Genomic DNA, 24,339 nt, shown 5'->3' with positions numbered 1-24,339 from the left:
GGAGGCAGATCAGGGGGAAATGACAATGGCCCTGATCCGTAAAACACGGATCAGGGCCTTTCAAAGCTCCTCCAGTTGGACTTGAACCAACAACCCTTCGATTAACAGTCGAATGCTCTGCCTATTGAGCTATGGAGGATCGCAACGTGTAATATCTTAGCACTGGCCAAGACCCGTTTCCAAATCCAGCAATGGAGCGTCACCGACATTGTTTCTCGGCCCGGTCGACCGTTATGAAAGCCCGAAAAACCAGGCAGTGGTCTTATTTCCGCTTCCGGTATTCAGTGATCGCTAACTGGGCCAGATCGATCAGTTGTTCGGCAGATTCGTCCCATGAGTAATCGGCGGCCCGTTCGAGGGATCGCTGCGAATATTCCCTCCACACTTCCCAGTCATCTAGACGCTGGATCTGCCGGGCAAATCCCGGGGCGTCATCCGGATCCACGTAGAGTGCCGCTTCCTGCGCGACTTCCCTAAAGATCGGCATGTTCGTCACCACAACCGGAGTCCCAACGCTCATCGCCTCCACCAGCGGCAAACCGTAGCCTTCCTCCCGGGACAGAGTGACCAGGGCCGTGCATTGGGCCAACAGTTCCTGATACGCCTCTTCACTGACCCCGTCATGGAAGATCACCGTTGCGCTCGCGGGAATCAACGCCTCCAGTTCGCTGCGCCGCGCAGCGCTGATTGGACTGAGCAGATGCAAGCTGTGCTCCGGCAAGCAGGCCATCGCCCTAATCAGGGTCTCCACGTTCTTGTATTCCATGAACGAGCCCATATACAGCAGGGACTTTTCCGGCTTCACATCCTGGGCTCGCGGAGCCGCCTGGCCGGTGGGCGCATTAGACACCAGCCCAATGTGCTTCCTGGTCAACCGATGGCGTTTCATCAGCCCGGCAGTGGTGTTGGAGACCGTGGCAACCGCATCCGCCCGATTGAGCAGCAGCCGCTGTGGCCAATACACCTGATGGAACAGAAACCAGCCCGCCCGGATGGGAGCCGGCAGAAACTTGGGCGCCCTCGGGTGCGCATAGTAAATCAGGTCATGCAGGGTGAGGATCACCGGGAACTTGCGACCCAGCGTTCCCATCGTCTGCATGGGTGAAAACACGACGTCCGGACGCAGTTTGTTAACCTGCAACGCCACCAGTGGTTCCAGGGGCGAGGTGGGAGAAGTGACCTTCAGGTAGGGAACGTCGGGCAACATCGATAATTGGCGCAGATCGCTGACGAGCATGGTGACATCCGCCCGCTTGCTCACGGCCTCAATCAAACCTGCCGTATACCGGCTGATGCCATCATGGTGATTGATACGGGTATAGCGGGCATCGATGACGAGTTTCACTCTTCGGGTCGCCTTACGTTCGCTGGTCTCAACCCTCTCCACATTAGTGGCTGATCCGGACCGTTACCTGTTGCGCCACCGCTCTTTCCTGGACACTGTCTGCGCAACGAGTAGGGGTTTTATCCAGTCCGGTGGATGACCTGCTGGTAATCTCCAAAGGACCGGCGGCTTGGCTGCAGAAGACTGTAACGAGGCGGAAGGAAGGAGGCAGGAAAATGACTGACCAATTGGCCCGTTCGCAGCGATTCCTGCTTTCCTCCAACTCCGCGGATGCGGCAGGGCGGGCTGCGGCCGACTTCATTATCGACCTGGTCTTGGTAACGACGCTGGGGGCCAGTGCCTTTCAGATCGGCGTGCTCAACGCGCTTGGATCGGTGGCGTTTGTTGTGGCGGCGATCCCGGTGGGACATCTGGTGGACCGGCACGGCGCCCTGCGCTGGTTGCGCGTGGGGTTGGCCGGAAAGCTTGCCCTGCTCCTGGTCTTGACCCTGCTGCTGGCCACCAACCAATTGACCGTACCCGCGGTCCTGCTGCTGGTCACGGTCTTGGGACTGGGCAACCTGGTGGTTGAAACCGCGCAGATCTCTGCGGTGCCCGGGCTCAATGATCCGACGAAGTCGACGAGCGGAATCACCAGGCTCGTCGCCCGGCTCACCGCCGCGGACCAGGCCCTGAGCATCATCATTCCCGCATTCTTTGGGCTGCTGATCAGCCAGCTGGGAGCCAGCACGCTGATGGCCCTGGCTGCCGGCCTGGGTTCCGCGGCGCTTCTGCTGGCCCAGCCCATCCGCAACCATAGTTCGGCCTCCGGCGCCTCGATTAAATCGCCCCGCCCGCAGCCCCAGGGCAATTGGCGCAGCGGACTGACGCTGCTGTTTGCTGATCGGCGACTGCTGGCGGTCACGGCCCTGGTGACCTTGTGCAATGCGGGCTTGGCGGTGGGTGCGGCTGTTGAGTCAATCCTGATCCTGCGCCATCTTCGGCTGGGACCGCAGTGGTTTGGCGTGATTACCGCGTTCGGGGCCGTGGGCGGCTTGCTGGGCGCGGCTTTTTCGGAGCGGATAGTGCAGCGCATGGCGCTGCCTCGCTTGACGGTGCTGACCGGATCCTTCCAGCTCCTGCTCGCAGGGCTGGTGTTCACCTCTTATTTCACGGTGCCTTACGTGTCCTTGGCCTTGCTGCTGGCCCAATCTCTGTTGTGGGGCGTGGTACTGGTCATCTTCAACATTGCCAGCATGTCGTGGGTGACGACGATCGTTGACCCGGCGTTCGTGGGCAGGGTCAGCAGCGCCCGGCGCCTGTTCACCTTCGGTGCGGTGCCGGTCGGCTCCCTGGCGGGTGGCGCAATTGGCTCAACCGTGGGAATCTGGGCGTCCTTGCTGTCCTGGTGTCTGTTGTGCGCCGTGGGCACTTTGAGTTTTCTCCTGCTGTGGAGAGGCTCCTTGCGCACTCCCCCCGCTGAGCTCTGACACCGAATCCAACAGGCCGCGGTGCCCTCGTTGAGACCCTGGCATCAATGGCTTCGCAGTCGCGGCAGAGCCGCGGGAGCTTCACATTACGGTCTTCATGCTGTCGGTGACGGGCATCATAAATCACTGCATTCTTCCTCGGTGTCAATATCAGAAAACTCCGAGGCGATTTCGAGTTGATCTGCATCGAGTTTGCAATACGTTACCTAGTTGTGATGTTAATGAGTTCCCATTAGGCAAGCCTGACCAAATATCATGTAATCAGCTTGAGGACTACGCCATGGGCACCTCCCTTCAGACTCTGCGGCCACAACGGCGGCAACCGACCACGCCCGAGGACACGCTGCTGTGCGGCGCCACCGCGACGCGATTCCGAGAGGAAACCGAAGACGCGCTTCATCGGGCCACACGCCAACTGCAACAGGCCAATTCCCCCACCACCGGTCCCTCCCCCACCGACTTGGCACCACGCATCGAGGCCGTTGACCTGGAAACACCGCTGGGTTCCAGCGCTGAGGTCTTTTCCGAACTGGAGGAGCTGTACCTGCGTGATGCCGTGTACTTCCACCACCCGAAGTACGCCGCGCATTTGAACTGCCCCGTGCTCATCCCGTCGGTGGCCGCGGAGGCGTTCGTCAGCAGCCTGAACACGTCCATGGACACCTTCGACCAGAGCGCCGGCGCAACCCTGATCGAACAACGCCTGGTGCAGTGGAGCGCCGGGCTCATCGGATTTGCTGTCTCACGGGCGGACGGCATCTTTACTTCCGGCGGCACCCAGTCCAACGTCCAGGCGATGCTGATTGCGCGGAATCGGGCAGTGGCCCGTCTGGACGGCCCGTTGCCGCACCGGCTTTCGCAATCGCGCATCTACACCTCCGCCGACGCCCATTTCAGCATCGCGAATGCCGCCATGCTGCTGGGCCTGGGACAGGACGCGGTGCGCAGCATCCCCACCGATGCCCGCCACCGCATGGACAGTGTGTCTCTTTTCGAGCAGCTTGAGCGGGACGTGGCCGCCGGACTTGTGCCGATGGCGATATCCGCCACCGCTGGCACCACTGACTTCGGGGCCATCGACCCCCTCTCGGATCTGTCGGCCCTCGCCCGCCGGTTCGGGGCCTGGCTGCACGTTGACGCGGCCTACGGCTGCGGTCTGCTGGTATCACCGCGCCACCGGCAACGGTTGGCGGGCATCGAGCAGGCCGACTCGGTCACTCTGGACTTTCACAAGTCCTTCTTTCAGCCCATCGGCTCCAGTGCGCTGGTCCTTCGCGAGGGGACGGACTTTGACTCCATCAGGCACTACGCCGACTACCTCAACCCCCAGGCCGCCGCAGCGCAAACCCCGAACCAGGTCGACAAGTCGCTGCAGACCACCCGGCGGTTTGACGCGCTCAAGCTCTGGGTGGGGTTGCGCACGATCGGCGCGTCAGCCATCGGCACCATGTTCGACCGGGTCATTGAGCTGGCCGGCGAAGCGCAGGAGCTGATCGGGCTGCGCGCCGAGCTGCGCCTTGAAGCACCGGTGCAGCTGAGCACGGTGGTATTTGGCTTCAACCACCCCACCGAGCCGCTGCCCCAACACCACGCGAACACGCTGAATGACGCGATCCGCCAGCGGCTGTACGAGCGGGGCCAGGCCATGGTCGCCGCCACCACCGTGCAAGGGCGTCGCCTGCTGAAGCTGACCCTGCTCAACCCCAACACCACGGTGCGGGACCTGGAGGAGATCCTCGACCTGATCTGCCAGGCCGGCTACGAGCTGCTCGCCGAGAACTTCGCGAAAGGACGCCCATGACCAAGCACACCGCCCAGAGCGCTTCCGGGACAGCCAGCACTCCGGCGGAGCACTTCGACGTCGTGGCCATCGGGGCCGGACCCTTTAACCTGGGGTTCGCGGCACTGGCCGAACCCCTGCAGGATCTGTCCCTGGCCGTACTGGAGGCCGATGACCATTTTGCCTGGCACCCGGGAATGATGCTGGAGGGGGCGCACCTGCAGGTGCCCTTCATGGCGGACCTGGTCACCATGGCGGATCCGACCAGCCGGTATACGTTCTTGAACTACCTGAAGCAGCACGGGCGGATCTACCCGTTCTATATCCGGGAGAACTTCTACGCGCTGCGCAACGAATACAGCAACTATTTGGCCTGGGCCGCCGAAGAGCTGCCCAGCGTGCGCTTTGGCCACCGCGTCATGCAGGCCAGCTACGCCAACGGCCGCTACCTCCTGCTGGTGCTCACCAATCGCGGCATGACCACGATCAGCGCCGACCGGCTGGTCATCGGCACCGGTTCCCAGCCCTACGTGCCGCCGATCGCGAACGAGGCCGCCCAGGCGACCGGGCGGCTGGTGCACAGCAGCCGCTACGTGTTCTCCCGCCCGGAGCTGCTCAGCGCCGACGGCGAGCGCCCAAAGGTCGTCACGGTACTGGGCAGTGGTCAAAGCGCGGCAGAAATCTTCCTGGATTTGCTGCAGCACCTGCCGCAGGAGGACCACCTGGTCTGGGCCACCCGCTCAAACCGCTTCTTCCCGCTGGAGTACACCAAGCTCACCCTGGAGATGACCTCCCCGGAGTACATCGACCACTTCCACGCCCTGCCAATGCGCCGTCGCGATGAACTCTCCGCCCGGCACAAGGGACTGTACAAGGGCATCAACGCCGACCTGATCGATGAGATCCACGAGCAGCTCTACCAGCGCAGCGTGCACGGCCGCCCGCCGGTGCATCTGCGCACCGGCTGCACTGCCACCGCCATCGAGGCCGGATCCGGCACCGCCGAAGACGCACTGCAGGTGACTTTGCGCCACGAGGATGACCACCGTCAGCTGCGCTTTGGCACCGACCACCTGGTGCTGGCCACCGGCTACCGCACCGGGGCCCCGGACTTCCTCTCCGGCATCGACTCGCGGCTGCGCCGGTTGCCGGACGGGCGGCTGGATGTGGACCGCAACTATGCGGTGGGTGTGCACCAGGACATTTTTGTGCAGAACGCCGAACTGCACACCCATGGGTTCACCGCCCCGGACCTGGGCATGGGCGCATACCGCAACTCGGTGCTGCTGAACCGGATCACCGGACGCGAAGCCTACCCGGTGGAGCAGCGCATCGCGTTCCAGCGGTTTGGGGCCGCCGGGCTCGAAGGCCTGCCCACCGAACACCGGGAAGCATCCAACACCGTGCTGAAGGACTAGGAGACAGACGATGAACGCCACCGATTTCAGCTTCCGCCCGTTGCGGCTGCCCGAGGATGCGGCCCTGCTGCACCGCTGGGTGAGCACCGAACAGGCCCGTTTCTGGGGTCTGACCGGGGCCAGCAGGCAACGGGTTCAGGAGGAATACCGCCAACTGCTGGCCACGAAGGACTACCGGGTGCTGCTTGGGGAGCGGGACGGGCAACCGCGCTTCCTGGTCGAGCTCTATGACCCGGCCACCTCCCCGCTGGCCGAGGCCTACCACGTGGTGCCCGGGGATGTGGGACTGCACCTGCTGGTCCCCGCCCCACCGGCCGCGGCAGAACCCGGTTTCACGCTGGCGGCGATGACCGCCGCACTGGCCCACGCATTCACCGGGCCGGGCACCGAACGGGTGGTGGTGGAACCCGACCTGGCCAACAAGCCGATCCAGGCACTGAACGCCCGGGTTGGGTTCCGCCCGGCGGGCCAGGTGCGGCTCACCGAAGCGGACGGGTCGCAGAAGCACGCACTGCTCTCGCTCTGCACCCGGGCCGACTTTGAACAGGCCACCGGGCTGGTCCCCTCCCCCGGGCATTTGCGGCCCGGGCACTGGCAGCAGGCCCACCACCACCTGCTGGCCAAGGCCATTGGCGAGTTCAGCCATGAACGGCTGCTGCACCCGCAACCGCTGCCGGAGGGCCGCTACCGGTTGAGGGGCACGGGCACCGCTACGAATTCCAAGCCCGCCGCTACCTGCTGGAGCATTGGCAGGTGCAGCCGGCTTCGCTGCGCCATTGGGTGTTCACCGATCAGGCGTGGCAGCCGGACACCGTGGACGTGCTGGACTTCGTCACGGTGTTCGCCCACGAGCTGACCCTCAGCCCCCAGCAGCTGCCCACCTATGTGGAGGAGCTGACCAGCACCCTGGCCAGCCACTGCTACAAGCAGCAACACGCGCAGCAGGACAGCGGGCAGCTGGCCGAGTTCGCCGGCACCCCCGCCCAGTCCTTCCAGCGCATCGAGGCCGCGATGACCGAGGGGCACCCGTGCTTCGTGGCCAACAACGGGCGCATCGGGGTGGGGCGCGGGGACTATCTGCGTTATGCCCCGGAAATCGGGGCCGACACCCCCTTGGGCTGGGTGGCGGCCCACCATAACCGGGCCACCTTCACCCACCTTGGTGCAACACAGCCCCAGGTCCAGGCACTGGATCACCTGCTGCGACAGCAGCTGGGCGCGGCGGAGCTGCGCAGGCTGCGCGGGCAGCTGGAACACCTGCTGGCCGGCACCGATCGGGACCCGGATCAGTACCTGCTGATCCCGGTGCACCTCTGGCAGTGGGAGCACCGCCTGGCGACCACGTTCGCCAACGACGTGGCCCGTGGTGAGCTGCTCTGGCTGGGCCACGGGGCGGACCGCTACCAGCCGCAGCAGTCGATCCGCACGTTCTTCAACCTCAGCCACCCGCGGCGCCACTATGTGAAAACGGCGATGTCGATCCTGAACATGGGGTTCATGCGCGGACTGAGCGCCGACTACATGCAGGTTACCCCGGCGATCAACGAATGGCTGCAGGAGCTGTTCGACACCGATGAGTTCCTGCGCGACGCCCCGGTGGGGCTGCTGCGCGAGGTCGCGGCGGTCGGCTACCGCAACCGGCAGTACGAGGCGGCCACCACCCCGGGCGCCGCGCAACGCAAGATGCTCGCCGCGTTGTGGCGTGAATCCCCGTTGGAGGCACTGGAACCGGGGCAGAACCTGGCCACCATGGCGAGCCTGCTGCATGTTGACGGGCAGGGCCACAGCTTCGTTGGGGCTTTGATCCGGCGCAGCGGGCTGCCGGCGCGCACCTGGATGGAACGCTACCTGGACGCCTACCTGATCCCGCTGGTGCGCCTACCTGATCCCGCTGGTGCACTGCCTGGCCGCCTACGACCTGGTGTTCATGCCGCACGGGGAGAACGTGATCCTGGTGCTGCGCGACGGGGCGGTGGACAAGGTGCTGCTCAAGGACCTGGGTGAGGAGATCGCGGTGCTCTCCGACCGGGTGCAGCTGCCCGAGCACATCCGGCGGGTGCGTACCGGCGGGGATCCGGTGCTCTCGGTGTTCACCGACGTCTTTGACTCCTTTTTCCGCTTCCTGGCTCCGCTGCTGGATGCCGAGGGGCTGCTGGCCCAGGAGGAGCTTTGGGCGCTGGTGGCCGAACGGCTGCTGCGTTACCGACGCCAGAACCCGGCCCAGGCGCAGCACTTCGACGCGCTGGGACTGTTCACCGAAGCGTTCCCGCTCTCCTGCCTGAACCGGCTGCAGCTGCGCAACAACCAGCAGATGCTGGATTTGAGCGACCAGTCCTCGGGGCTGCTCTATGCCGGGGAACTACAGAACCCGCTGTCCGGGTTGGGGGATCCGGCGGCGGTGCTCCCCGGGCGACCGCTGCGCGACAAGCACCTGACCGGGACAAGCTAGCGCGCAGGGGCGCGGGTGGCGGCCCGGCGCGGTGCTGTCGGCAGCCGGGTGTGAGCTAGCTTTCACTTCGCCCCCACTTCCGCCTAGGGTGGAACCAGGTGCGCCAACCCCTCGACGAAAGTGAGCAATTATGAGCAACCTGGTTCCCGTCCGCCACCTGTTCGGTCCCGGCCCGTGCAACCCCTATCCGGAGGCCACCGCCGCCCTGGGTCTTCCGCTGCTGGGTCACCTGGACCCGCTGTTTATCGAGCGCATGGACCGGGTGTGCGACGGGCTGCGCACCCTGTGGGGAACCGAGAACCGGCGCACCCTGCCGTTGAGCGCCACCGGCTCGGCCGGCATGGAGGCCGCGTTCGTGAACACCATCCGCCCCGGGGATGTTGCGGTGATCGCGGTCAACGGCTTGTTCGGGGAACGCATGTGCGAGGTCGCTGCCCGGGTGGGCGCCGAGGTGGTGCGCGTGGATCACGAGTACGGCACCCCGGTGGACGCCCAGCGGGTTGCCGATGCGCACCCGAACCCGGCGGTGATTGCCGCGGTGCACGCGGAAACCAGCACCGGGGTGGTCTCGGACATCGCCGCGCTGGGCGCGATCAAGGGCGATGCCCTGCTGATCACCGACGCGGTCACCTCCATCGGCGGCATGCCGGTGCTGGCCGATGAATGGGGCATCGACATCGGCTACGCCGGATCGCAGAAGTGCATTGGCGTGGCCCCGGGCCTGGCCCCGTTCACCATTTCCGAGCGCGCCTTCGAGCGCCGGGTTGAACGCCCGCAGTCCTGGTACCTGGATCTGGGGCTGCTGGGCGGCTACACCACCGGGTCCACCGGCGGTGGGCGCACCTACCACCACACCGCCCCGGTGGCGATGGTCGCCTCCCTGGAGGCCGGCATCAACCGCATCCTGGAAGAGGGCCTGGATGCGGTCACCCGCCGCCACCAGGAGGCGGGTACTGCGCTGCAGGACGGGATCCAGGAGATGGGCCTGGAATTGTTTGCCGCCCAGGGCCACCGCCTGCCGCAGCTGACCAGCGTGAAGGTTCCCCAGACCGTGGATTCGGCGCGGGTGCGCAAGTACCTGCTGGAGCGCTTCAACATCGAGATCGGCGCCGGGGTGGGCAAGTACGCCGACTCGGTGTGGCGCATCGGCCTGATGGGCCCGAACGCGAACCCGGGCTCGGTGGCGCTGCTGCTGGCGGCCCTGCGCGAAGCCATCGACAAAGCCTAGCCACTTCTTCCTCCCGGCGGCGCCCGGTCCGGACCCCTTCCCGGGCCCGGACCGGGCGCTTGTTCTGTGCGCGGGGCCTTTTTGGGGGAGAACTTTCGGATCACCGGTCCTCGATGAGGTGGTCCAAGGGGTGCCCGGGCATGGAAAAGGTCCCGGATCCATGGGATCCGGGACCTTGTGAGCTCCTCCAGTTGGACTTGAACCAACAACCCTTCGATTAACAGTCGAATGCTCTGCCTATTGAGCTATGGAGGATTGCAACGAGATTTAACTTTACCCGAGCGGATTCGAAAAGCCAAAATCGGCCACTCAGTTCCCGCGCAGGATCCTTCGCCGCATCTCCAGCTCCATCAACTCGCGGTTGATCTGGCTGTATTCCTCACCTTGCGGGTCCAGCTCGGCCCGTTGCAGCCGGCCGATGAGCTCCGCCTTGCGGTGTGTGATTTGCAGCTCAATCAGCCCGTTGATGATGTCCGTGCAGTAGCGGGCCAGGCTGTCCTCATCGGAGGCCGGGATCGAGGTCACCGCGATCTCGGAGACCAGGGAGCGCAGCTGCTCGGGCACCTCGTCACGGATGACCTGCACCCAGGCGCTGGCAGAGGCCCCGGCGGAGCTGGCCGCGACGATCCCCGAATGCACCGCGGCGTGGGCCGGGGCCATGAAGCGGGCCTCGTAGAAGGCCTGCCACTGCTCGTTGCCCAGCCGCCCGGGCTGCTGGATCACCACCTCCAAGGCCTGGCGTTCCAGGCGCACCACCGGGTCGCGGTGATCGGGGCGTTCGAACGCCGGCTGGACGGGCTCGGTGGCCGTGGCCCCGTTCTGGGCCGGGACCGGTTCCAGGTCCGCGGCCCGCGGCAGCCGGGCCCGGCGGATCGCGGCCTGCACCGCCCGGTTCACATCCTCGTTGTCCATCCCCAGCCAGCCGGCCAGTTCCCGGGCGTAGGCCGGGCGGATGGCCGAGTCGCGGATCTGCCCGACGATCGGTGCGGTCTTGCGCAGCGCCTGCACCCGCCCCTCGACGGTGTTCAGGTTGAACTTCTTCAGCTCGGCGCGGATGGCGAACTCAAAGAGCGGGCGCTTGAGCTCGATCAGTTCCCGCACCGCCTCATCCCCGCGGTTCACCCGCAGGTCACAGGGGTCGGCCCCGGTGGGTTCGACGCATACATAGGTTTGGGCGATGAAGCGCTGGTCTTCCTCGAAGGCGCGCAGCGCCGCCTTCTGCCCGGCCTCATCGCCGTCGAACGTGAAGATCACTTCCCCGCCGGTGCCGTCATCCTGCAGCAGCCGGCGGGCAATCTTGATGTGGTCGGTGCCGAAGGCGGTACCGCAGGTGGCCACGGCGGTATCGATCCCGGCCAGATGGCAGGCCATCACGTCCGTGTAGCCCTCCACCACCACGATCTGCCGGTTCTTGGAGATCCGCTTTTTGGCCAGGTCGATGCCGTAGAGCACCTGGGATTTCTTGTACAGCTGGGTTTCGGGGGTGTTCAGGTACTTCGGGCCCTGGTCATCCTCGTAGAGCTTGCGCGCCCCAAAGCCAATGGTGGCCCCGGCCAGGTCCCGGATCGGCCAGGTCAGCCGGCCGCGGAACCGGTCGTAGAGGCCGCGGTTCCCCTCGGAGAACATGCCGGTGAGCTTCAGCTCCTCATCCCGGAACCCCTTCGAGCGCAGGTGCTTGAGCAGCCCGTCCCAGCCCTTGGGCGCGTAGCCGACGCTGAACTGGTTCGCCGCCTGCGCGTCAAAGCCGCGCCCGGTGAGGAAGTCACGGGCCGTGGCCGCCTCCTCGGTGCCCAGCTGGGTGCGGAAGAATTCCTCGGCCACCTTGTGTGCGTCCACCAGGCGCTGGCGCTTGCCGTATTCCTCGCGGCGCGGCCCGCTGCCGCCGTCCTCATAATGCAGTTCGTAGCCGATGCGCCCGGCCAGCAGCTCCACGGTCTCGGTGAACGAGGAGTGGTCCATTTTCTGGATGAACGCGATCACGTCCCCGGACTCGCCGCAACCGAAGCAGTGGAAGGTGCCCAGCTGCGGGCGGATGTGGAAGGAAGGGGTGCGCTCATCGTGGAAGGGGCACAGCCCCTTGAAGGAACCCACGCCCGCGGATTTGAGCGTGACGTAGGAATCGACGACCTCCTTCAGGTCGGTGCGGTTGCGCACCTCGTCGATGTCTTCGCGTTTAATCAGCCCTGCCATGACCCTCACTCTAGAGGCGGTGTACCCGCCTGCTTATTGGCGTCAACGCGTTGTGGATGACGCCGCATTCCCGAGCGCTAGAACAGGCGCTCGTTGAAGCTTTCGCCCTTGACCAGGGTGGCGTGCCATTCCTTGGCCGACGCGTCGGTGAGCGATGCGACCTGGTCGACCACCACCCGCAGCCGCTCGTCGTCATCGGCCGCGTCGCGCCAGTCCGCGGCGAAGATCGGCTCCAGGTACTTCTCCTCGGTCTCCATCAGCAGGTTGACCAGGTCGGTGAGCAGCGCCCGCTGATCGGCGTACAGCGGCTGGCGTTCGGTGTCGGTCATCACATAGGTGGCCGCGATCCCCTTCATCACCGCGATCTCGTGTTCGGTCTCGGTGGGCACGATCAGCTGGGCGTTATAGCGGGTCAGCGCCCCGTTGCCGTATTCGGCGCGGGTCGCGTCCATCGCGGCCTGGCAGAAGCGGCCAATGAACTGGCTGGTCATGTCCTTCAGCGCGGCCAGCGAACGGCGCGACCCGTCGGCGTGCGGCACCCATTCGGCGGTGTGCTCCAGGCGCGCCAGGGCCGCCTCGATGTCGGCCAGCTCGGTGCCGGGCAGGTACCACTGGCGGGTGACCTCCAGGGCCTGTTCGCGCTGGCGGGCGTGGCGCAGCCAGCGCAGCTGCAGGTTCCCGCCCACGATCGCGTCCTCCACATCGTGCACCGAGTAGGAGATGTCATCGGCCAGGTCCATCACCTGGCCCTCCATGCACACCTGGCCGGGGACGGTGTCCGGGCCCTCCCGCAGCCAGTTGAACACCGGCAGGTCATCCAGGTACGCCCCAAACTTGGCGGTGGGCTTGCCGTCGTGGCGCAGCGGGGCCGTGTCCCGGGTCCAGGGGTACTTGCAGGCCGCGTCCAGGGAGGCGCGGGAGAGGTTCAGCCCGGCGCTGGCCCCGTTGTGCCGGAAGGTCTTGGTTTCCAGCCGGGTCAGCAGCCGCAGCGTCTGCGCATTGCCCTCAAACCCGCCGATGCCTGTGGACAGCTCGTTCAGCGCCTTTTCGCCGTTGTGTCCGAAGGGCGGGTGGCCCAGGTCGTGGGCCAGGCAGGCGGTGTCCACCACGTTGGGGTCGCACCCCAGCGCGGCGCCCAGTTCGCGGCCCACCTGGGCCACCTCCAGGGAGTGGGTCAGTCGGGTGCGCACAAAGTCATCCGAGTAGGGGGCGACGACCTGGGTCTTGGCGCCCAACCGGCGCAGGGCCGAAGAGTGCAGCACCCGGGCGCGGTCCCGCTCGAATGCGGTGCGGTAGGCCTTCTTGGCCGGTTCCGGTACCCAACGCTCCTGATCAGCTTCGATATATCCCTGCAGTTCGGTCATGGAAACCAGTCTAGTGAGTTTTGGTCGGCACCCCGGGCGTTATCCACCGGAGATGTCCAATTCGGCCGCGGCGATCATCGCCTTGTGCTTCTCATCCATTTCCCGGCTCTCCAGCCAGCCCTCGGGCAGGTGGGTCTTCTTCGGGTGCCCGGCCCGGCCGCGGGTGCCTTCCGCGTCGGCGCCCGGGTAGGGCATCTCCAGGTCCAGGGAGTCCAGCAGTTCGCGCAGCTCGGCCAGGGTGGGGACCTTGGCCAGGGCGGAGCGGATCTCCCCGCCGACCGGGTAGCCCTTGAAGTACCAGGCCATGTGCTTGCGGATGTCGCGCATGCCCTTGCCCTCGTCCTCGAAGAACTCGGTGAGCAGCTCGCCGTGCCGGTAGACGGTGTCCGCGACCTTGCGCAGGCCCGGGCGGAACCGGTCGGCGCGGCCCTCGAAAGCGGCCTGCAGGTCGCCGAACAGCCAGGGCCGGCCCTGGCAGCCGCGGCCCACCACGATCCCGTCGATGCCGGTCTGCTCCACCATCGCCACCGCGTCCTCGGCGGAGAAGATGTCCCCGTTGCCCAGCACCGGCACATCGGGCAGCGCCTCGCGCAGGGTGGCGATCGCCTCCCAGTCGGCGCGGCCGGAATAGTGCTGGCGGGCGGTGCGCCCGTGCAGCGCCACCGCCGCGACCCCGTGGTCGCGGGCGATCTTCGCCGACTCCAGGTAGGTCAGGTGGTCCTCGTCGATGCCCTTGCGCATCTTGATGGTCAGCGGGATCTCGCCCTTGGCGGCCTCGGAGGTGGCGGCGGCGATGATCGCGGTGAACAGGTCGGTCTTCCATGGCAGGGCCGCTCCCCCGCCCTTGCGGGTCACCTTGGGGACCGGGCAGCCGAAGTTCAGGTCGATGTGGTCGGCCAGGTCCTCCTCGACGACCATGCGCACCGCGGCGCCCACGGTCTTGGCATCCACCCCATAGATCTGGATGGAGCGCAGCTGCTCGTCGGCGTCGTGGGAGATGATGCGCATGGACTCCTGGTTGCGCTCGACCAGGGCGCGGGCGGTGACCATCTCGGTGACATACACCCCACCGCCGTATTCGCGGCACAACCGGCGGAATGCCCGGTTGGTGATGCCGGCCATGGGGGCGAGCACCACCGGGGTCTCGATGGTGTGCTTGCCCAGTTGCAGGGGCGGCAGCTCGAGTTTGGTGGGCGTCTGGGGCACGGCGGGGGTATCGGATAGCAGGGTCACCGAACCATTATCCCAAAAAGTTTGGCGTGGTGGGCTGAGATCTTCATCAAACCGAGACCACCCCGGGCTGGCCTTCGCACCCGCTGATGCGCAGAATTGGGTCATGACTAGTATTGCCGCCTCCTCGCGACGGCTGGTGTGGGTCCTGGCAGGACTGTGCGCGGTGGTGCTGATCACCGCCGTGAGCGTGGTGCTGCTGCGTCCGGGCGGCGCCCAGCTGCCGGCCGGTTCGCCGCAGGCCGCCACCCAGTCCTACCTGAACGCCTACTCGGCCGGTGACTGGGAGCAGGTGCGCGGGCTGTCCGTGCAGCCCGGGCAGCGGGCCTGCAACGACGGGCAGGGGCTGGAGGAGGTGGGGATGGAGCTGGTGTCCGCTTCCTCCACCGGCTCCACCGCGACCGTGCGGGTGCGGATGAACATGCTGCACCTGGAAGGACCCCTGTCCGTGGGGGTGGGCGGCTACGAGGATGAGTTCCAGCTCACCCGCCGGGACGGGGTCTGGAAGGTCAGCCTGGCGCCGTGGCTTGTGGCGTTGTGCACGGATGAGGAATTGGGGTACTGATGATGGCCACCTCCCTGGCTGCCGCGCCGCGCAGCACCGTGGGCACCGTGCGGGCCCTGGTCATGCACGGCCTGCTTTTTGTGTTGTTGATGATCTTCACCTCCGGGCTGGCGGCACTGATTTCCTCCGCCCTGTCCATGGCCGGCGCCCCGGAGGCCGATTCCGGTGCGTTGCCGATGGCGTTGGCCGCCACCGTGGTGGCCGGCCCGCTGGCCTGGGTGCTGTGGCGGGCGTTGGTCCCGCGGTTGGCCGCCGGTCAGGCGGGGTCGCTGATCTACTCGATCCAGGCGGCCCTGGTCTACCTTCTGGGCCTGGGGATCGGGTTCAGTACGCTGTGCACGTTGCTGGGCCGTCTGGCCGGGGGCAGCACGGTGGGCTGGCAGTCCGCAGTGGGCACGGCCGCGGCCTGGGGGCTGTTGTGGATGTGGCAGCACCGGGTGCTGCGCTCCGCGCGGCTGGCCCCGACCCGGCTGCCTTCCCTGGGCTGGGTGGTGGGCTGCTACTGGGTGTTGCTGGTGGCGGCGCTGAGCCTGGCCTCGCTGCTGCGCACCGCCGTGGCCGCGCTGGGGGCTTCCGGCGGCGGTGAACTCCTGCCCTCCGCCGGTCCGCTGGCGCAACTGGCGAATCTGGGGGTCTGGGTGCTGCTGGGGACCGTGGCGTGGGCCTGGCACTGGTTCGGGCTGGGCGTGCGCGTCGAGCCGGGGGCGCTGGCCCAGGTGATGCTGGTGGCCGGGGTGGCCGCGGCGTTTTTGGCCGGACTGCTGGGGCTGGTGTTCGTGGTGGAGGTGCTGCTGCCGCTGCACCTGGATACGTTCACCGACCGGCTGGCTGACCGGTTGCCGGTCGCCGCCGGGTTTGCCCTCTCCGGCAGCCTGGTGTGGGCGTACCTGGCCGGGGTGCTGGGCACCGGTGGGCCACGGTTGCGCGAGGCCGGGCGCCAGGTGCTGGCCGGGATCAGCTTGGCGGTCGCGGCAACCGGATTTGGGATGGTCATCAATGCACTGCTGGCCACCTTCTCCCCCTCCCTGTCCGGCAATCATCCGGCCGATCTGCTGCGGGTCGGCCTGGCCCTGCTGTGGTGCGGGCTGCTCCCCTGGCTGTTCTACTGGCGTCCGGGCCGGGCCGTGGACCCCGAGGCCCGCAAGGTGTACCTGGTGGTGTTCTTCGGGGCCAGCGCCGTGGTGGCGCTCGGTGCGCTGCTGGCCCTGGTGTACCAGATCTTCGACTACTACCTGGGCACCGGGCCGTCCGGGACGAGCCTGCTCGGTGAGATCCGGGCTCCGCTGGGGCTGCTGCTGGCCACCGCCGCGGTGTTCGCCTACCACTTCGCGCTGTGGCGCGCCGACCGGGAAGCCCTGGCGCATGGCACCGCCGGTCCGCCCTCCCCTGCGGCGGAACGCACCCCGGCTGTGCTGCTGGTCACCGATGCGGCCCACGCCGCCCTGGCCGAACAGCTGGCGGCCGCGACCGGGCTGCCGGTCCAGCACCTGCGCCAGAGTCTTCCGGCCGCGTCGGTGCCGGAGCTGCCGCTGCTGGTGCAGCAGCTGCAGCGCCTGCCGCAGGACACGGCCCGCGTGCTGGTCATCGCCGAGGGGGCCGAGCCGCGCCTCATCCCCCTTCACTAGGTGGCGGACCACGGCCCGGATGCGGCGCCGCTCACCTTGTTCACGTCGATCTTCCACAAGCAATCGGTAGTTGACTAGGCAGGAATGAAACTTGGGTGAAAAGAGCTTAACCCGAGTGACAGCCCGCCCGGGGCGGTTGATCAGCGAACGGAAGATGTGATGACCAAGAAGATCGGTTTCCTCAGTTTCGGCCATTGGGGCGGCTCGACCACCTCGCCGGTGCCCGACGGCCCGGCCGCGGTGCGCCAGATGGTGGATTTGGCGCAGGCCGCCGAACGGGCCGGTTTCGACGGCGCCTGGGTGCGTGTGCACCACTTCGCCCATTCGCTCTCCGCGCCGTTCCCGCTGCTCTCGGCCATGGCCGCCCGCACCAGCACCCTGGAGGTCGGCACCGGTGTGGTGGACCTGCGTTAGCGCATGCCTGGGTTGTAGCACTTGTTGTCAGCGTCGGCGCGCTCTACAGCACAACGTTGACGGCAATCCTGGCTGGTTTTCGATGAAGGCGGCTCTTCCTGCGCTGAGCGTAGGTGCGATGATCGCGCAACCCGGCGGTGCTCCACCCTCATAGAGGCGCATCGAGTACTTCGCGCAGCTGATCGACGGTGGGCGAACCAGCCAGCCCGGCAGGAGTGCGGAACACTCGACAGGCGAGCCCCACCGGCGTGTGCTCGTCGGCGAAGGGGTCGGAGCCGTCAATGAGGACGGTCGGGGACCCGTGGAACCCGAGGCGGGCGGCGTCCTCGGCAGTCTCGACTCGCTGATGCACGACGCGGACGTCCGATCGGCCGTCGAGGGCCTCGGTGAGCCGCCGGTCGAGCACCTCCCAGTTCGGGCACCCGTCGAAGTACTGCAACGTGATCTCCACGATCCACTCCTCTCAGGCTCTGTCCGCGCGGACCGCGGCCGGTGACGCCGTCTCAGGCGACGCAGCCGCCGCTTGGCTCTTGCGGGCACGCGCGGCGCGCAGCCCGTTGGCGATGACGACGACCTCGGCGACTTCGTGGACGAGGACGACTGCGGCCAGGCCGAGCACGCCGGTGATGGCCAGCGGCAGCAGCACGGTGATGATCGCCAGGGACAGCACGATGTTCTGGTTCATGATCGCCCGGCCTCGGCGGGCGTGCCGCAGAGCCTGCGGGATCAGGCCGAGGTCGTGACCGGTGAAGGCGACGTCGGCGGACTCGATCGCGGCGTCGGATCCGGTCGCGCCCATCGCGATGCCCACGGTCGCACCGGCCAGGGCGGGGGCGTCGTTGATGCCGTCGCCGATCATCGCCGTCGGCGAGGCCTTAGAGAGCTGGGCGACGATGCGGGCCTTGTCCTCGGGCCGCAGCTCGGCGTGCACGTCGCCGATCCCAGCGAGCTGCGCGAGCGCGTGCGCGGTGCGGGCGTTGTCGCCGGTGAGCATGCTCACCTCGACGCCCTGGGCCCGCAGCGTGCGCACGACCTCGGGGACCTCGGGGCGCAGCTCGTCGCGGACGCCGATCGCCCCGGCCAGTTCGCCGTCGACGGCCACGAGCACGCAAGTCTGGCCCTCGGCCTCCAGGTCCTCGACCCGGGCCTTGAGCGGCCCCGCGTCGATCCAGCGGGGGCTGCCCACCGTCACCCGGCGGCCGTCCACCATGCCGCCAATGCCGTGCCCGGCCTCCTCCGTCACGTCCTGCGCGGCGGGCGCTCCTTGGCCCGCGGCGGCGATGGCGGCGGCGAGCGGGTGCGTCGAGTGCTGCTCCACGGCCGCTGCCCAGGCGAGCACCTGGGCGTCGTCGAACCCGTCGGCGGCGACGACGGCCGTGACCTCGGGCCGGTTGCGGGTCAGGGTGCCGGTCTTGTCGACGGCGAGGTGGCGGATGCCGCCGAGGCGCTCGAAGGCGGCACCGCTCTTGATGACGACGCCGAACTTCGTCGCCGCGCCGATCGCGGAGACCACGGTGACGGGCACCGCGATCGCCAGCGCGCACGGGCTGGCGGCGACGAGGACGACCAGGGCGCGGGTGATCCAGGTCTCGGGGTCGCCGAGCAGCGAGCCGAGCACGCCGACAAGGACGGCGAGGACCATCACGCCGGGCACCAGCGGGCGGGCGATCCGGTCGGCGATGCGGGCCCGGTCGCCCTTCTCGGCCTGGGCCTGCTCGACCAGCTCCACAATGGTGGTCAGCGAGTTGTCGGTGCCCGCCGCGGTCGCCTCGACCTCCAGGACTCCGGCGGTGTTGATCGCGCCCGCCGACACTGCATCATCGGGCGCGACCTCGACCGGGATCGACTCGCCGGTGATCGCCGACGTGTCCAGACTGGAGCGGCCAACGCGGACCAGGCCGTCGGTCGCGACCCGCTCGCCCGGGCGGACCAGCAGCACGTCGCCGACGGCGATCTCCTTCGCCGGGATCTCGACCGAGGCACCGTCGCGCAGCACGGTGGCGGTCTCCGGCACGAGCTTGAGTAGCGCGCGCAGGCCGCCGCGGGCGCGGTCCATCGCCTTGTCTTCCAGGGCCTCGGCGATCGAGTACAGGAACGCCAGCGCGGCGGCCTCTTCGACGTAGCCGAGGATGACCGCGCCGACGGCGCTGATCGTCATCAGCGGCGCGATCCCCAGCTTCCGCTTGACGAACAGGTTCCGCAGCGCGCCGGGCGCGAACGTGTACGCGCCCAGCAGCAGGCCCGCCCAGAACGCGACCAGCGCCGCGACGTGCAGCCCCAACCACTCCAGCAACAGGCCGATGCCGAACGCGACGCCGGAGAGGATCGGCACCACCAGGCCCGGGTCGCGCCACCACGGGCGCTCGGCCTCCTCCTCCACCTCCTCGGCGGCGCTGGCGGCCGGCTCGTCGCAGCCGCAGGCCGCGCTCACGAAGCGTCCTCCGAGCCTGTCGCGGCGCAGCAACCGGGCACCGAGCAGTGCGGGTCGATGCACGGCGCGCTCTCGTCCACCGCCAGCGTCACGTCCACCAGCGCCGTCAGCGCCGCGGCCAGGTGTGGGTCGGCGATCTCGTAGCGGGTCTGGCGGCCCTCGGGCTCGGCGACCACGATCCCGCAGTCGCGCAGGCAGGTTAGGTGGTTCGACACGTTCGACCGCGTCAGCCCCAACTCGCGCGAGAGCACGGCGGGGTGGCTCGGGCCGTCGAGCAGGGACATCAGTATCTTGGAGCGCGTCGGGTCCGCCATGGCCCGGCCCAGCCGGTTCATGACGTCGAGGCGCGAAGCAATAGTCAGCATGCACTGAACTATACAGTGCGTGCTGACCTATCGTCCAGTTGCAGGGCTGCCGCACGCGCTCCGCGCGCTTGCCCTCGGGAATCACGGTCACCTCTTGCGCCAGCTCGGCCACGTCGGCATCCCGCGACCCTTCCACGTCTCCACGAGACCGGCGGCCCACCGGACGGACGCGAAGAGCCCGTAGCCGGACCCGGCAAGGCCAGCGCCGACCGCGAGCCACCGCCCGATGCCGAGCCACACGCTCCCGTCCACGTCCAGCGCCCACTGAGCGCCGGTGATGAGCCCGGCGATACCCATCCAAAGCCCGGCGACGACCACGACCACCGGCAGGAGGGCGAGGCACATCGCCGCGGCCGCCGACCAGAGCTGACGCGCTTCCAGCTTCGCCGTCGCCGCGATGATCCGCTCGGCCCGTTCGTTCGACGCATCGAGGTTCGCGGTCATCGTGGTCGAAGCCTCCCCGGCGACCTGCTCGACGGCCTTCTCGACCCGTTCCTCGGTGCGCTTCTCGATCCGCTGCACCGCGCCGCCGACCTGGCTCAAGAGCTTCTGGTTCGCCGCGGCCTGCGCCTTGAGCCCCTCAATCGCCGAGGCCGTAGCCGCGCGATTCTTCTGCGCCTCCGCGACCAAGCTCCGCGACGCGGCGTTCAAGCTCTCGCCGTTGAGACTCTGCGCGAACTCGCCGAGCGTGCTCGCGATCTCGTTCTGCCTGCTCTCGATACTCGCGATCCTCGCGGACACGTCGCTGGAGGGCGAGGAGGTCGACGCCGGGGCCGTGATCCGCTCCAGCCGCCTCGTCGTCTCCTCGTCCATGACCTTCACGAACCCCGCGAGCTTCTTCTGCTGCTCGGCCAGCGTGGCGATCCTCGTATTCTGCGCCTCGACGGCGGCGAGGATCGAGGTCAACAGCTCCATCGTCTCCGGACTGCCGAGCGGCGGCGGCGACTGCACGGGCCCGTTCTGCTGCTTCAGCCTGTCGAGTGCTGCGCTCATGTTCCTGCTCCTTCTGCTGCTGGTGGTAGTCGAAGAACGCCTGCGCGCCCTCCGGGGTGAAGTCCGCCGAGAGTGCGCTCGCGCGCTTGCGGCGCTCGGCGCGCCCGGACTCGCCGCGGCGGTCCTCGATGTAGAGCGTCCAGGTCTCCTGCCCGGCGCGCTTGCCCTTCTTGCTGACGGGGCTGTGCAGCCGCATCCGCGGCACCCTCTCCCCGTCATCGCCGAGCTGCTGGTTCTGCTCGTCGATCACCGCTTCGAGACCGGCCTTGTCCACCGCGCGGGGATCGGTCAGGGCAGCGCTCATCCGGTCGCCCATCTCGCGGTCGAGCGATCCCTCGGCGAAGTCCTCGCGGCGCAGCTCCCAGTCCTTCGGCGCGTGCTCCAGACGCTTCACGACCGAGAGGCCGTGATCGCGCATCAGCTCGTCGTTCGCCGACTGCACGCCTTTCTGATTCCCGGCCTTGCGGTCGTGGAACGTGCGGTAGTCCGAGAGCGCCTTTCCCGTGCGGTTGTTGTGATTGAGGACCAAAATATGGTTGTGCGGCTTCTTTCCCCGCCCATCCACATGACTGACGATGAGGCAGTCGGAATCCGGGTGCATCTTCTTCGCGAGCTGGTAGCCCAGATCGTTCACCCGCTGCACGTGTTCGGGGTTCTTCGGGTCGAACTCCTCGTCGCTGAACGACTGGCGGTAGTGCAGCGCCTCGACCTCGCGCGTCGTGTTCTGCGTGAGCGCCCGAGCGCGCGCCGAGAACGCGCCGGGGCCTCCCGGCACGTCGCACGTGATCGCGACGCCCCGCTCGTCCTCCTTGCCACGGATGTAGCGCTCGGTGTCGGCGGCGCTGGCGCTCGGACTGTAATGCGTCGTGCTCATGAGGCCGCCCGATCCCCGAGCAGCGCGCGGACCTCGCGCAGCAGCTCGATCAGCTCGGGCACCTCCGCCGACAGCGCCACCGGCTCACCCGCGCGAGCACGGCGGTCCAGGTCGTTGACGTTGATCGCGAGCGGGCGCACCTGGGCGGCCAGCTCCCGAGCATCAGCAGACGCCTGCACGCGCTCCTCGACCCCGAGCAGGTGCGCGGCCACGGCGGCGTCCAGCTCCTCGCTCCGAGAGGCATGGAGCGCATCGCGCACGACGGTCCGCACCCACGTGCTCGGAGCCAGCCCGAGCCGCTTCGCACGAGTGCGAAGCGGCATGAGCGTCTCCTCTCCGAAGTCGGTATCGAGCTTCGCGCGGCCCCCACGACGCTTCGCGCCGCCGTGACTCTGCCGCACAGCCTCCGCATCAGTCCGACCGGTGTTCACCTGGGAGTCGGTCTGCTGCTCCACCTGTACGCCAGAGTGGCAAGCAGTAGCCGTGTCGGACATTTCGCTGGCGCTCATGTCCTCCCCGGCTGCTTGCGAGGGGCCTCCGGCCCCCTCGACCCCCCTGGAAGAGCGCATCGCGTTCGGTGCTCATGCGGCACCTCCGATCAGCGCCAGCGGCACGTCAGGGCTCCGCACCGCGAGCCCGCCCAGCAGCTCAGCAACCGCGCCCTCCGCGTCATGTTCCGCCGAGGTCTCCGGACCGTAGGTCAGTTCCCGCGACCCGACGTTCTGGTGATACGCGTTGCCGTACATGCCGGGCGTGTGTGCGGCGGTCGGGATGCTGCACTGGTGCCACTCGTAGGGCTCGATCTTCCCGATGTGCTGCACGAGGTAACGATTGATGTCGTCGGCACGATAGACCTTCACGACCGAGGCCAAGCGGCGGATGAACTGGTCCAGCGCCTCGTCCACGTTGCCCTTCTGGCGGGCGTAGTAGAAGAACTCGACAGGCTCGATCGTCGCCGTGATGACGATGAGCCGCGGGGCCACCTCGCCCTTGTTCTTGTACCGAGCCTTCGCAGGCGAGGCGTTGTACGGATCAAGCAGCAGCAGCCAGTCGTTCGCATCCATCGCCGAGGCCCGCAGATCGTCCAGCAGCAGCACCTCCTCGCCTCGCCAGTCATCAAGCGGGTTCCCCGTCGCAGCCCGGTAGACCTGCCACCGTTCGCCGTGCGCGTTCGCCGCGTTGATCGCCTCGGTGATGAAGTCCGTGGCGAACCGGGTCTTACCGATCCCGGCATCCCCATGGACGAACACCACGTGCGTCGAGAACTCACCGGCGCGGAGCTTCGCCGCTGCCCGGTATGCGCGACGCTGGCCGTAGGCCGACAGCGCGTCGTCGATCTCCCGCTGATGCCGCGAGTAGATGTCGAACAGCTCGTCCGTGAGCATGATCTGATCCCGCGTGATCTCACCCTGGAGCACGCGCTCCCGCATGTCCTCGAAGTTCTCGGCGACGACCTTCTTCTTCACGTGGGCGCGGCCCTTCAGCCACGTCTCCCGGCGCTGGGCGTCGATCCCGAGATACTCAGGCCCGCGCACCGTGGCAACCTTCGAAGGCGCGTACTGGTGCTTGTCCGCGTACTTCACGTGCGTCAGATACGACAGCATGTTGTCGAAGGCGTACCGCCCGCGGCCAGGCTTCTCGACGTACTGAGGCTCGACACCGATGCCGAACGCGAGCCGATCCAGCGGCGCACTCTTCGCACGGCTGGCGAACTTGATCACGGCGTGCAGGTGCTCGGGCTTCAGTTCGACCACCAGGGCCTTCTCCGTGTCGCTCCAGACCTCGCGCTCGTCCTTGTCGTGCACGATGCCGTAGGCCTCGACGACCTCGCAGCCGGTGGCCTCGAGCCGCTGCACCACGTAGGCGAGGATCGCCTCGGCACCCTGCTGGAGCAGCGCGGCCCCGTTCGGGTCCTCGGCAGCCCAGGCCCAGTACGACGGATCGAGGTATTGCGTGAGCCCGATGCTCGTCGGGTTGTTCTCCTGCTTAGCCACGGCGACCACCCCCGCCGCGGGCGGCGCGGAGGGTCTCAGAGGGAGTGCGGCGCCTAAATGACCCCCTATTGACCCCCAAATGAGACCCAAAATGATCCCACGAGGCCACGCGACGGAGCGAGGGTGGAACCGGCTGCTGACCAGGCACGTTGTTGCATGGCGCGGCAATCGACAAGCCCTTGCCGCGCCCGTAGGAACGAATGAGGGTCTCGTAACTCTTGGAGTGCGAAGCACGGCTACGGGCAGTCATCACGACGACGGGCAGCCCGCCTTCGGCGGGTGCCAGGCCAGGCCCTCCGGGCGGGGTCAGGTCGGTGGGAGCGGTGCTGAGGTTGCGTGCGTCGGCGTACATCAGCGACCACCGCCCCGGCCGTAGCGCTTGATGACAGCCTGATGCGTGACGCCGAGCGCGTCGCCGATCCTGGCCCAGGTCACCCCGTCGGCGCGGGCGTCGGCGACGGCGATCTCGACCGCCTCCTCCAGTACGGAGCGGAGCACGCCGAGGTCGTAGAGCTGGGCCTCGGCGTCGGCGAGGGACGGGTCGCCCTGACGCCAGCGGAAGCCGGTCAGGTGATCGAAGGCGGCGGAGTTCGCGCTCATCAGCG

At 67.6% G+C, this 24,339-nt stretch carries 21 protein-coding genes, 2 tRNA genes and 1 pseudogene; 10 read left to right on the top strand and 14 right to left on the bottom strand.

The window, feature by feature from the left end:
• Window positions 1-66: 66 nt before the first annotated feature.
• Window positions 67-139 (bottom strand) — tRNA-Asn (locus AC6I21_RS03970).
• A 123-nt stretch (window positions 140-262) separates the two neighbouring features.
• Window positions 263-1,345 carry a glycosyltransferase family 4 protein gene (locus tag AC6I21_RS03965; RefSeq protein ID WP_138175198.1) on the bottom strand — a complete coding sequence of 361 codons (1,083 nt, stop codon included), beginning with the start codon at window positions 1,343-1,345 and terminating at the stop codon, window positions 263-265.
• Window positions 1,346-1,560: 215 nt separating this feature from the next.
• Here AC6I21_RS03965 and AC6I21_RS03960 point away from each other — a divergent pair, with 215 nt between their 5' ends.
• From AC6I21_RS03960 to AC6I21_RS03930, 7 genes are all read left to right on the top strand, one after another.
• A complete protein-coding gene (locus tag AC6I21_RS03960; protein WP_497763116.1) occupies window positions 1,561-2,814 on the top strand; it encodes an MFS transporter in 1,254 nt (417 codons plus the stop codon).
• Window positions 2,815-3,094: 280 nt separating this feature from the next.
• Entirely contained in the window at window positions 3,095-4,615 is a 1,521-nt protein-coding gene (locus AC6I21_RS03955; protein ID WP_138175202.1) for a pyridoxal phosphate-dependent decarboxylase family protein, read from the top strand.
• Entirely contained in the window at window positions 4,612-6,012 is a 1,401-nt protein-coding gene (locus AC6I21_RS03950) for a lysine N(6)-hydroxylase/L-ornithine N(5)-oxygenase family protein (protein WP_138175204.1), read from the top strand. Before AC6I21_RS03955 ends, AC6I21_RS03950 begins: the two co-directional genes overlap by 4 nt.
• Before the next feature lie 10 nt (window positions 6,013-6,022).
• The gene (locus tag AC6I21_RS03945; protein WP_249354366.1) at window positions 6,023-6,868 is read left to right on the top strand and encodes a GNAT family N-acetyltransferase; all 846 of its coding nucleotides are present in this window, start codon (window positions 6,023-6,025) and stop codon (window positions 6,866-6,868) included.
• A complete protein-coding gene (locus AC6I21_RS03940) occupies window positions 6,766-8,016 on the top strand; it encodes an IucA/IucC family protein (RefSeq protein WP_249354368.1) in 1,251 nt (416 codons plus the stop codon). Before AC6I21_RS03945 ends, AC6I21_RS03940 begins: the two co-directional genes overlap by 103 nt.
• The gene (locus AC6I21_RS03935; protein ID WP_497763115.1) at window positions 7,940-8,461 is read left to right on the top strand and encodes a ferric iron reductase; all 522 of its coding nucleotides are present in this window, start codon (window positions 7,940-7,942) and stop codon (window positions 8,459-8,461) included. The genes AC6I21_RS03940 and AC6I21_RS03935 overlap by 77 nt, the downstream gene beginning before the upstream one ends.
• A 130-nt stretch (window positions 8,462-8,591) precedes the next feature.
• Window positions 8,592-9,689: a pyridoxal-phosphate-dependent aminotransferase family protein gene (locus tag AC6I21_RS03930; protein ID WP_138175206.1), complete on the top strand. Its 1,098-nt coding sequence runs from the start codon at window positions 8,592-8,594 to the stop codon at window positions 9,687-9,689.
• A gap of 182 nt (window positions 9,690-9,871) precedes the next feature.
• Here AC6I21_RS03930 and AC6I21_RS03925 read toward each other — a convergent pair.
• The 4 genes from AC6I21_RS03925 to dusB all read right to left on the bottom strand — a co-directional run bounded on the left by AC6I21_RS03925 (window position 9,872) and on the right by dusB (window position 14,476).
• Window positions 9,872-9,944, bottom strand: a tRNA-Asn gene (locus AC6I21_RS03925).
• 54 nt (window positions 9,945-9,998) lie between these two features.
• Window positions 9,999-11,879, bottom strand: coding sequence for a DNA primase (gene dnaG, locus AC6I21_RS03920; protein ID WP_138175208.1), 1,881 nt, complete (start codon window positions 11,877-11,879; stop codon window positions 9,999-10,001).
• A gap of 77 nt (window positions 11,880-11,956) precedes the next feature.
• A complete protein-coding gene (locus tag AC6I21_RS03915) occupies window positions 11,957-13,243 on the bottom strand; it encodes a deoxyguanosinetriphosphate triphosphohydrolase (protein WP_138175210.1) in 1,287 nt (428 codons plus the stop codon).
• Between the two features lie 39 nt (window positions 13,244-13,282).
• Window positions 13,283-14,476 (bottom strand): tRNA dihydrouridine synthase DusB, encoded by a 1,194-nt coding sequence (dusB, locus tag AC6I21_RS03910; RefSeq protein ID WP_246049750.1) that lies wholly within the window; start codon window positions 14,474-14,476, stop codon window positions 13,283-13,285.
• Between the two features lie 103 nt (window positions 14,477-14,579).
• Between dusB and AC6I21_RS03905 the strand changes: the two genes are divergently transcribed.
• The 3 genes from AC6I21_RS03905 to AC6I21_RS03895 all read left to right on the top strand — a co-directional run bounded on the left by AC6I21_RS03905 (window position 14,580) and on the right by AC6I21_RS03895 (window position 17,077).
• Complete coding sequence (locus AC6I21_RS03905) at window positions 14,580-15,038, top strand: hypothetical protein (RefSeq protein WP_138175214.1); 459 nt, start codon at window positions 14,580-14,582, stop codon at window positions 15,036-15,038.
• Complete coding sequence (locus tag AC6I21_RS03900) at window positions 15,038-16,663, top strand: DUF5671 domain-containing protein (RefSeq protein ID WP_138175218.1); 1,626 nt, start codon at window positions 15,038-15,040, stop codon at window positions 16,661-16,663. The genes AC6I21_RS03905 and AC6I21_RS03900 overlap by 1 nt, the downstream gene beginning before the upstream one ends.
• A 159-nt stretch (window positions 16,664-16,822) precedes the next feature.
• Window positions 16,823-17,077 carry an LLM class flavin-dependent oxidoreductase gene (locus AC6I21_RS03895; protein WP_138175220.1) on the top strand — a complete coding sequence of 85 codons (255 nt, stop codon included), beginning with the start codon at window positions 16,823-16,825 and terminating at the stop codon, window positions 17,075-17,077.
• A gap of 148 nt (window positions 17,078-17,225) precedes the next feature.
• Here the strand turns inward: AC6I21_RS03895 and AC6I21_RS03890 are convergent, their stop codons facing one another.
• From AC6I21_RS03890 to AC6I21_RS03855, 8 genes and pseudogenes are all read right to left on the bottom strand, one after another.
• Window positions 17,226-17,528 (bottom strand): hypothetical protein, encoded by a 303-nt coding sequence (locus AC6I21_RS03890; RefSeq protein WP_007321360.1) that lies wholly within the window; start codon window positions 17,526-17,528, stop codon window positions 17,226-17,228.
• A gap of 12 nt (window positions 17,529-17,540) precedes the next feature.
• Window positions 17,541-19,508 carry a heavy metal translocating P-type ATPase gene (locus tag AC6I21_RS03885; protein ID WP_497763114.1) on the bottom strand — a complete coding sequence of 656 codons (1,968 nt, stop codon included), beginning with the start codon at window positions 19,506-19,508 and terminating at the stop codon, window positions 17,541-17,543.
• Window positions 19,505-19,873 (bottom strand): Cd(II)/Pb(II)-sensing metalloregulatory transcriptional regulator CmtR, encoded by a 369-nt coding sequence (cmtR, locus tag AC6I21_RS03880; protein ID WP_007321358.1) that lies wholly within the window; start codon window positions 19,871-19,873, stop codon window positions 19,505-19,507. The genes AC6I21_RS03885 and cmtR overlap by 4 nt, the downstream gene beginning before the upstream one ends.
• An 87-nt stretch (window positions 19,874-19,960) precedes the next feature.
• Window positions 19,961-20,866, bottom strand: a complete 906-nt coding sequence (locus AC6I21_RS03875; protein ID WP_040521891.1) for a hypothetical protein — start codon at window positions 20,864-20,866, stop codon at window positions 19,961-19,963.
• Between the two features lie 412 nt (window positions 20,867-21,278).
• Window positions 21,279-21,740, bottom strand: a pseudogene (locus AC6I21_RS03870) (relaxase/mobilization nuclease domain-containing protein); the annotation flags it as partial.
• On the bottom strand, window positions 21,737-22,249 hold the full coding sequence (locus AC6I21_RS03865) for a hypothetical protein (protein WP_249354372.1): 513 nt from the start codon (window positions 22,247-22,249) through the stop codon (window positions 21,737-21,739). The pseudogene AC6I21_RS03870 and the gene AC6I21_RS03865, both read right to left, overlap by 4 nt.
• Window positions 22,250-22,321: 72 nt before the next feature.
• Window positions 22,322-23,743, bottom strand: coding sequence for a Rep family protein (locus AC6I21_RS03860; protein ID WP_138175224.1), 1,422 nt, complete (start codon window positions 23,741-23,743; stop codon window positions 22,322-22,324).
• Between the two features lie 342 nt (window positions 23,744-24,085).
• Entirely contained in the window at window positions 24,086-24,334 is a 249-nt protein-coding gene (locus tag AC6I21_RS03855) for a hypothetical protein (protein WP_007321353.1), read from the bottom strand.
• Between the last annotated feature and the right edge of the window lie 5 nt (window positions 24,335-24,339).

The sequence above is a fragment of the Glutamicibacter sp. St.4D3 genome, assembly GCF_059728615.1.
This window is presented reverse-complemented; position numbering and strand designations above follow the sequence as displayed.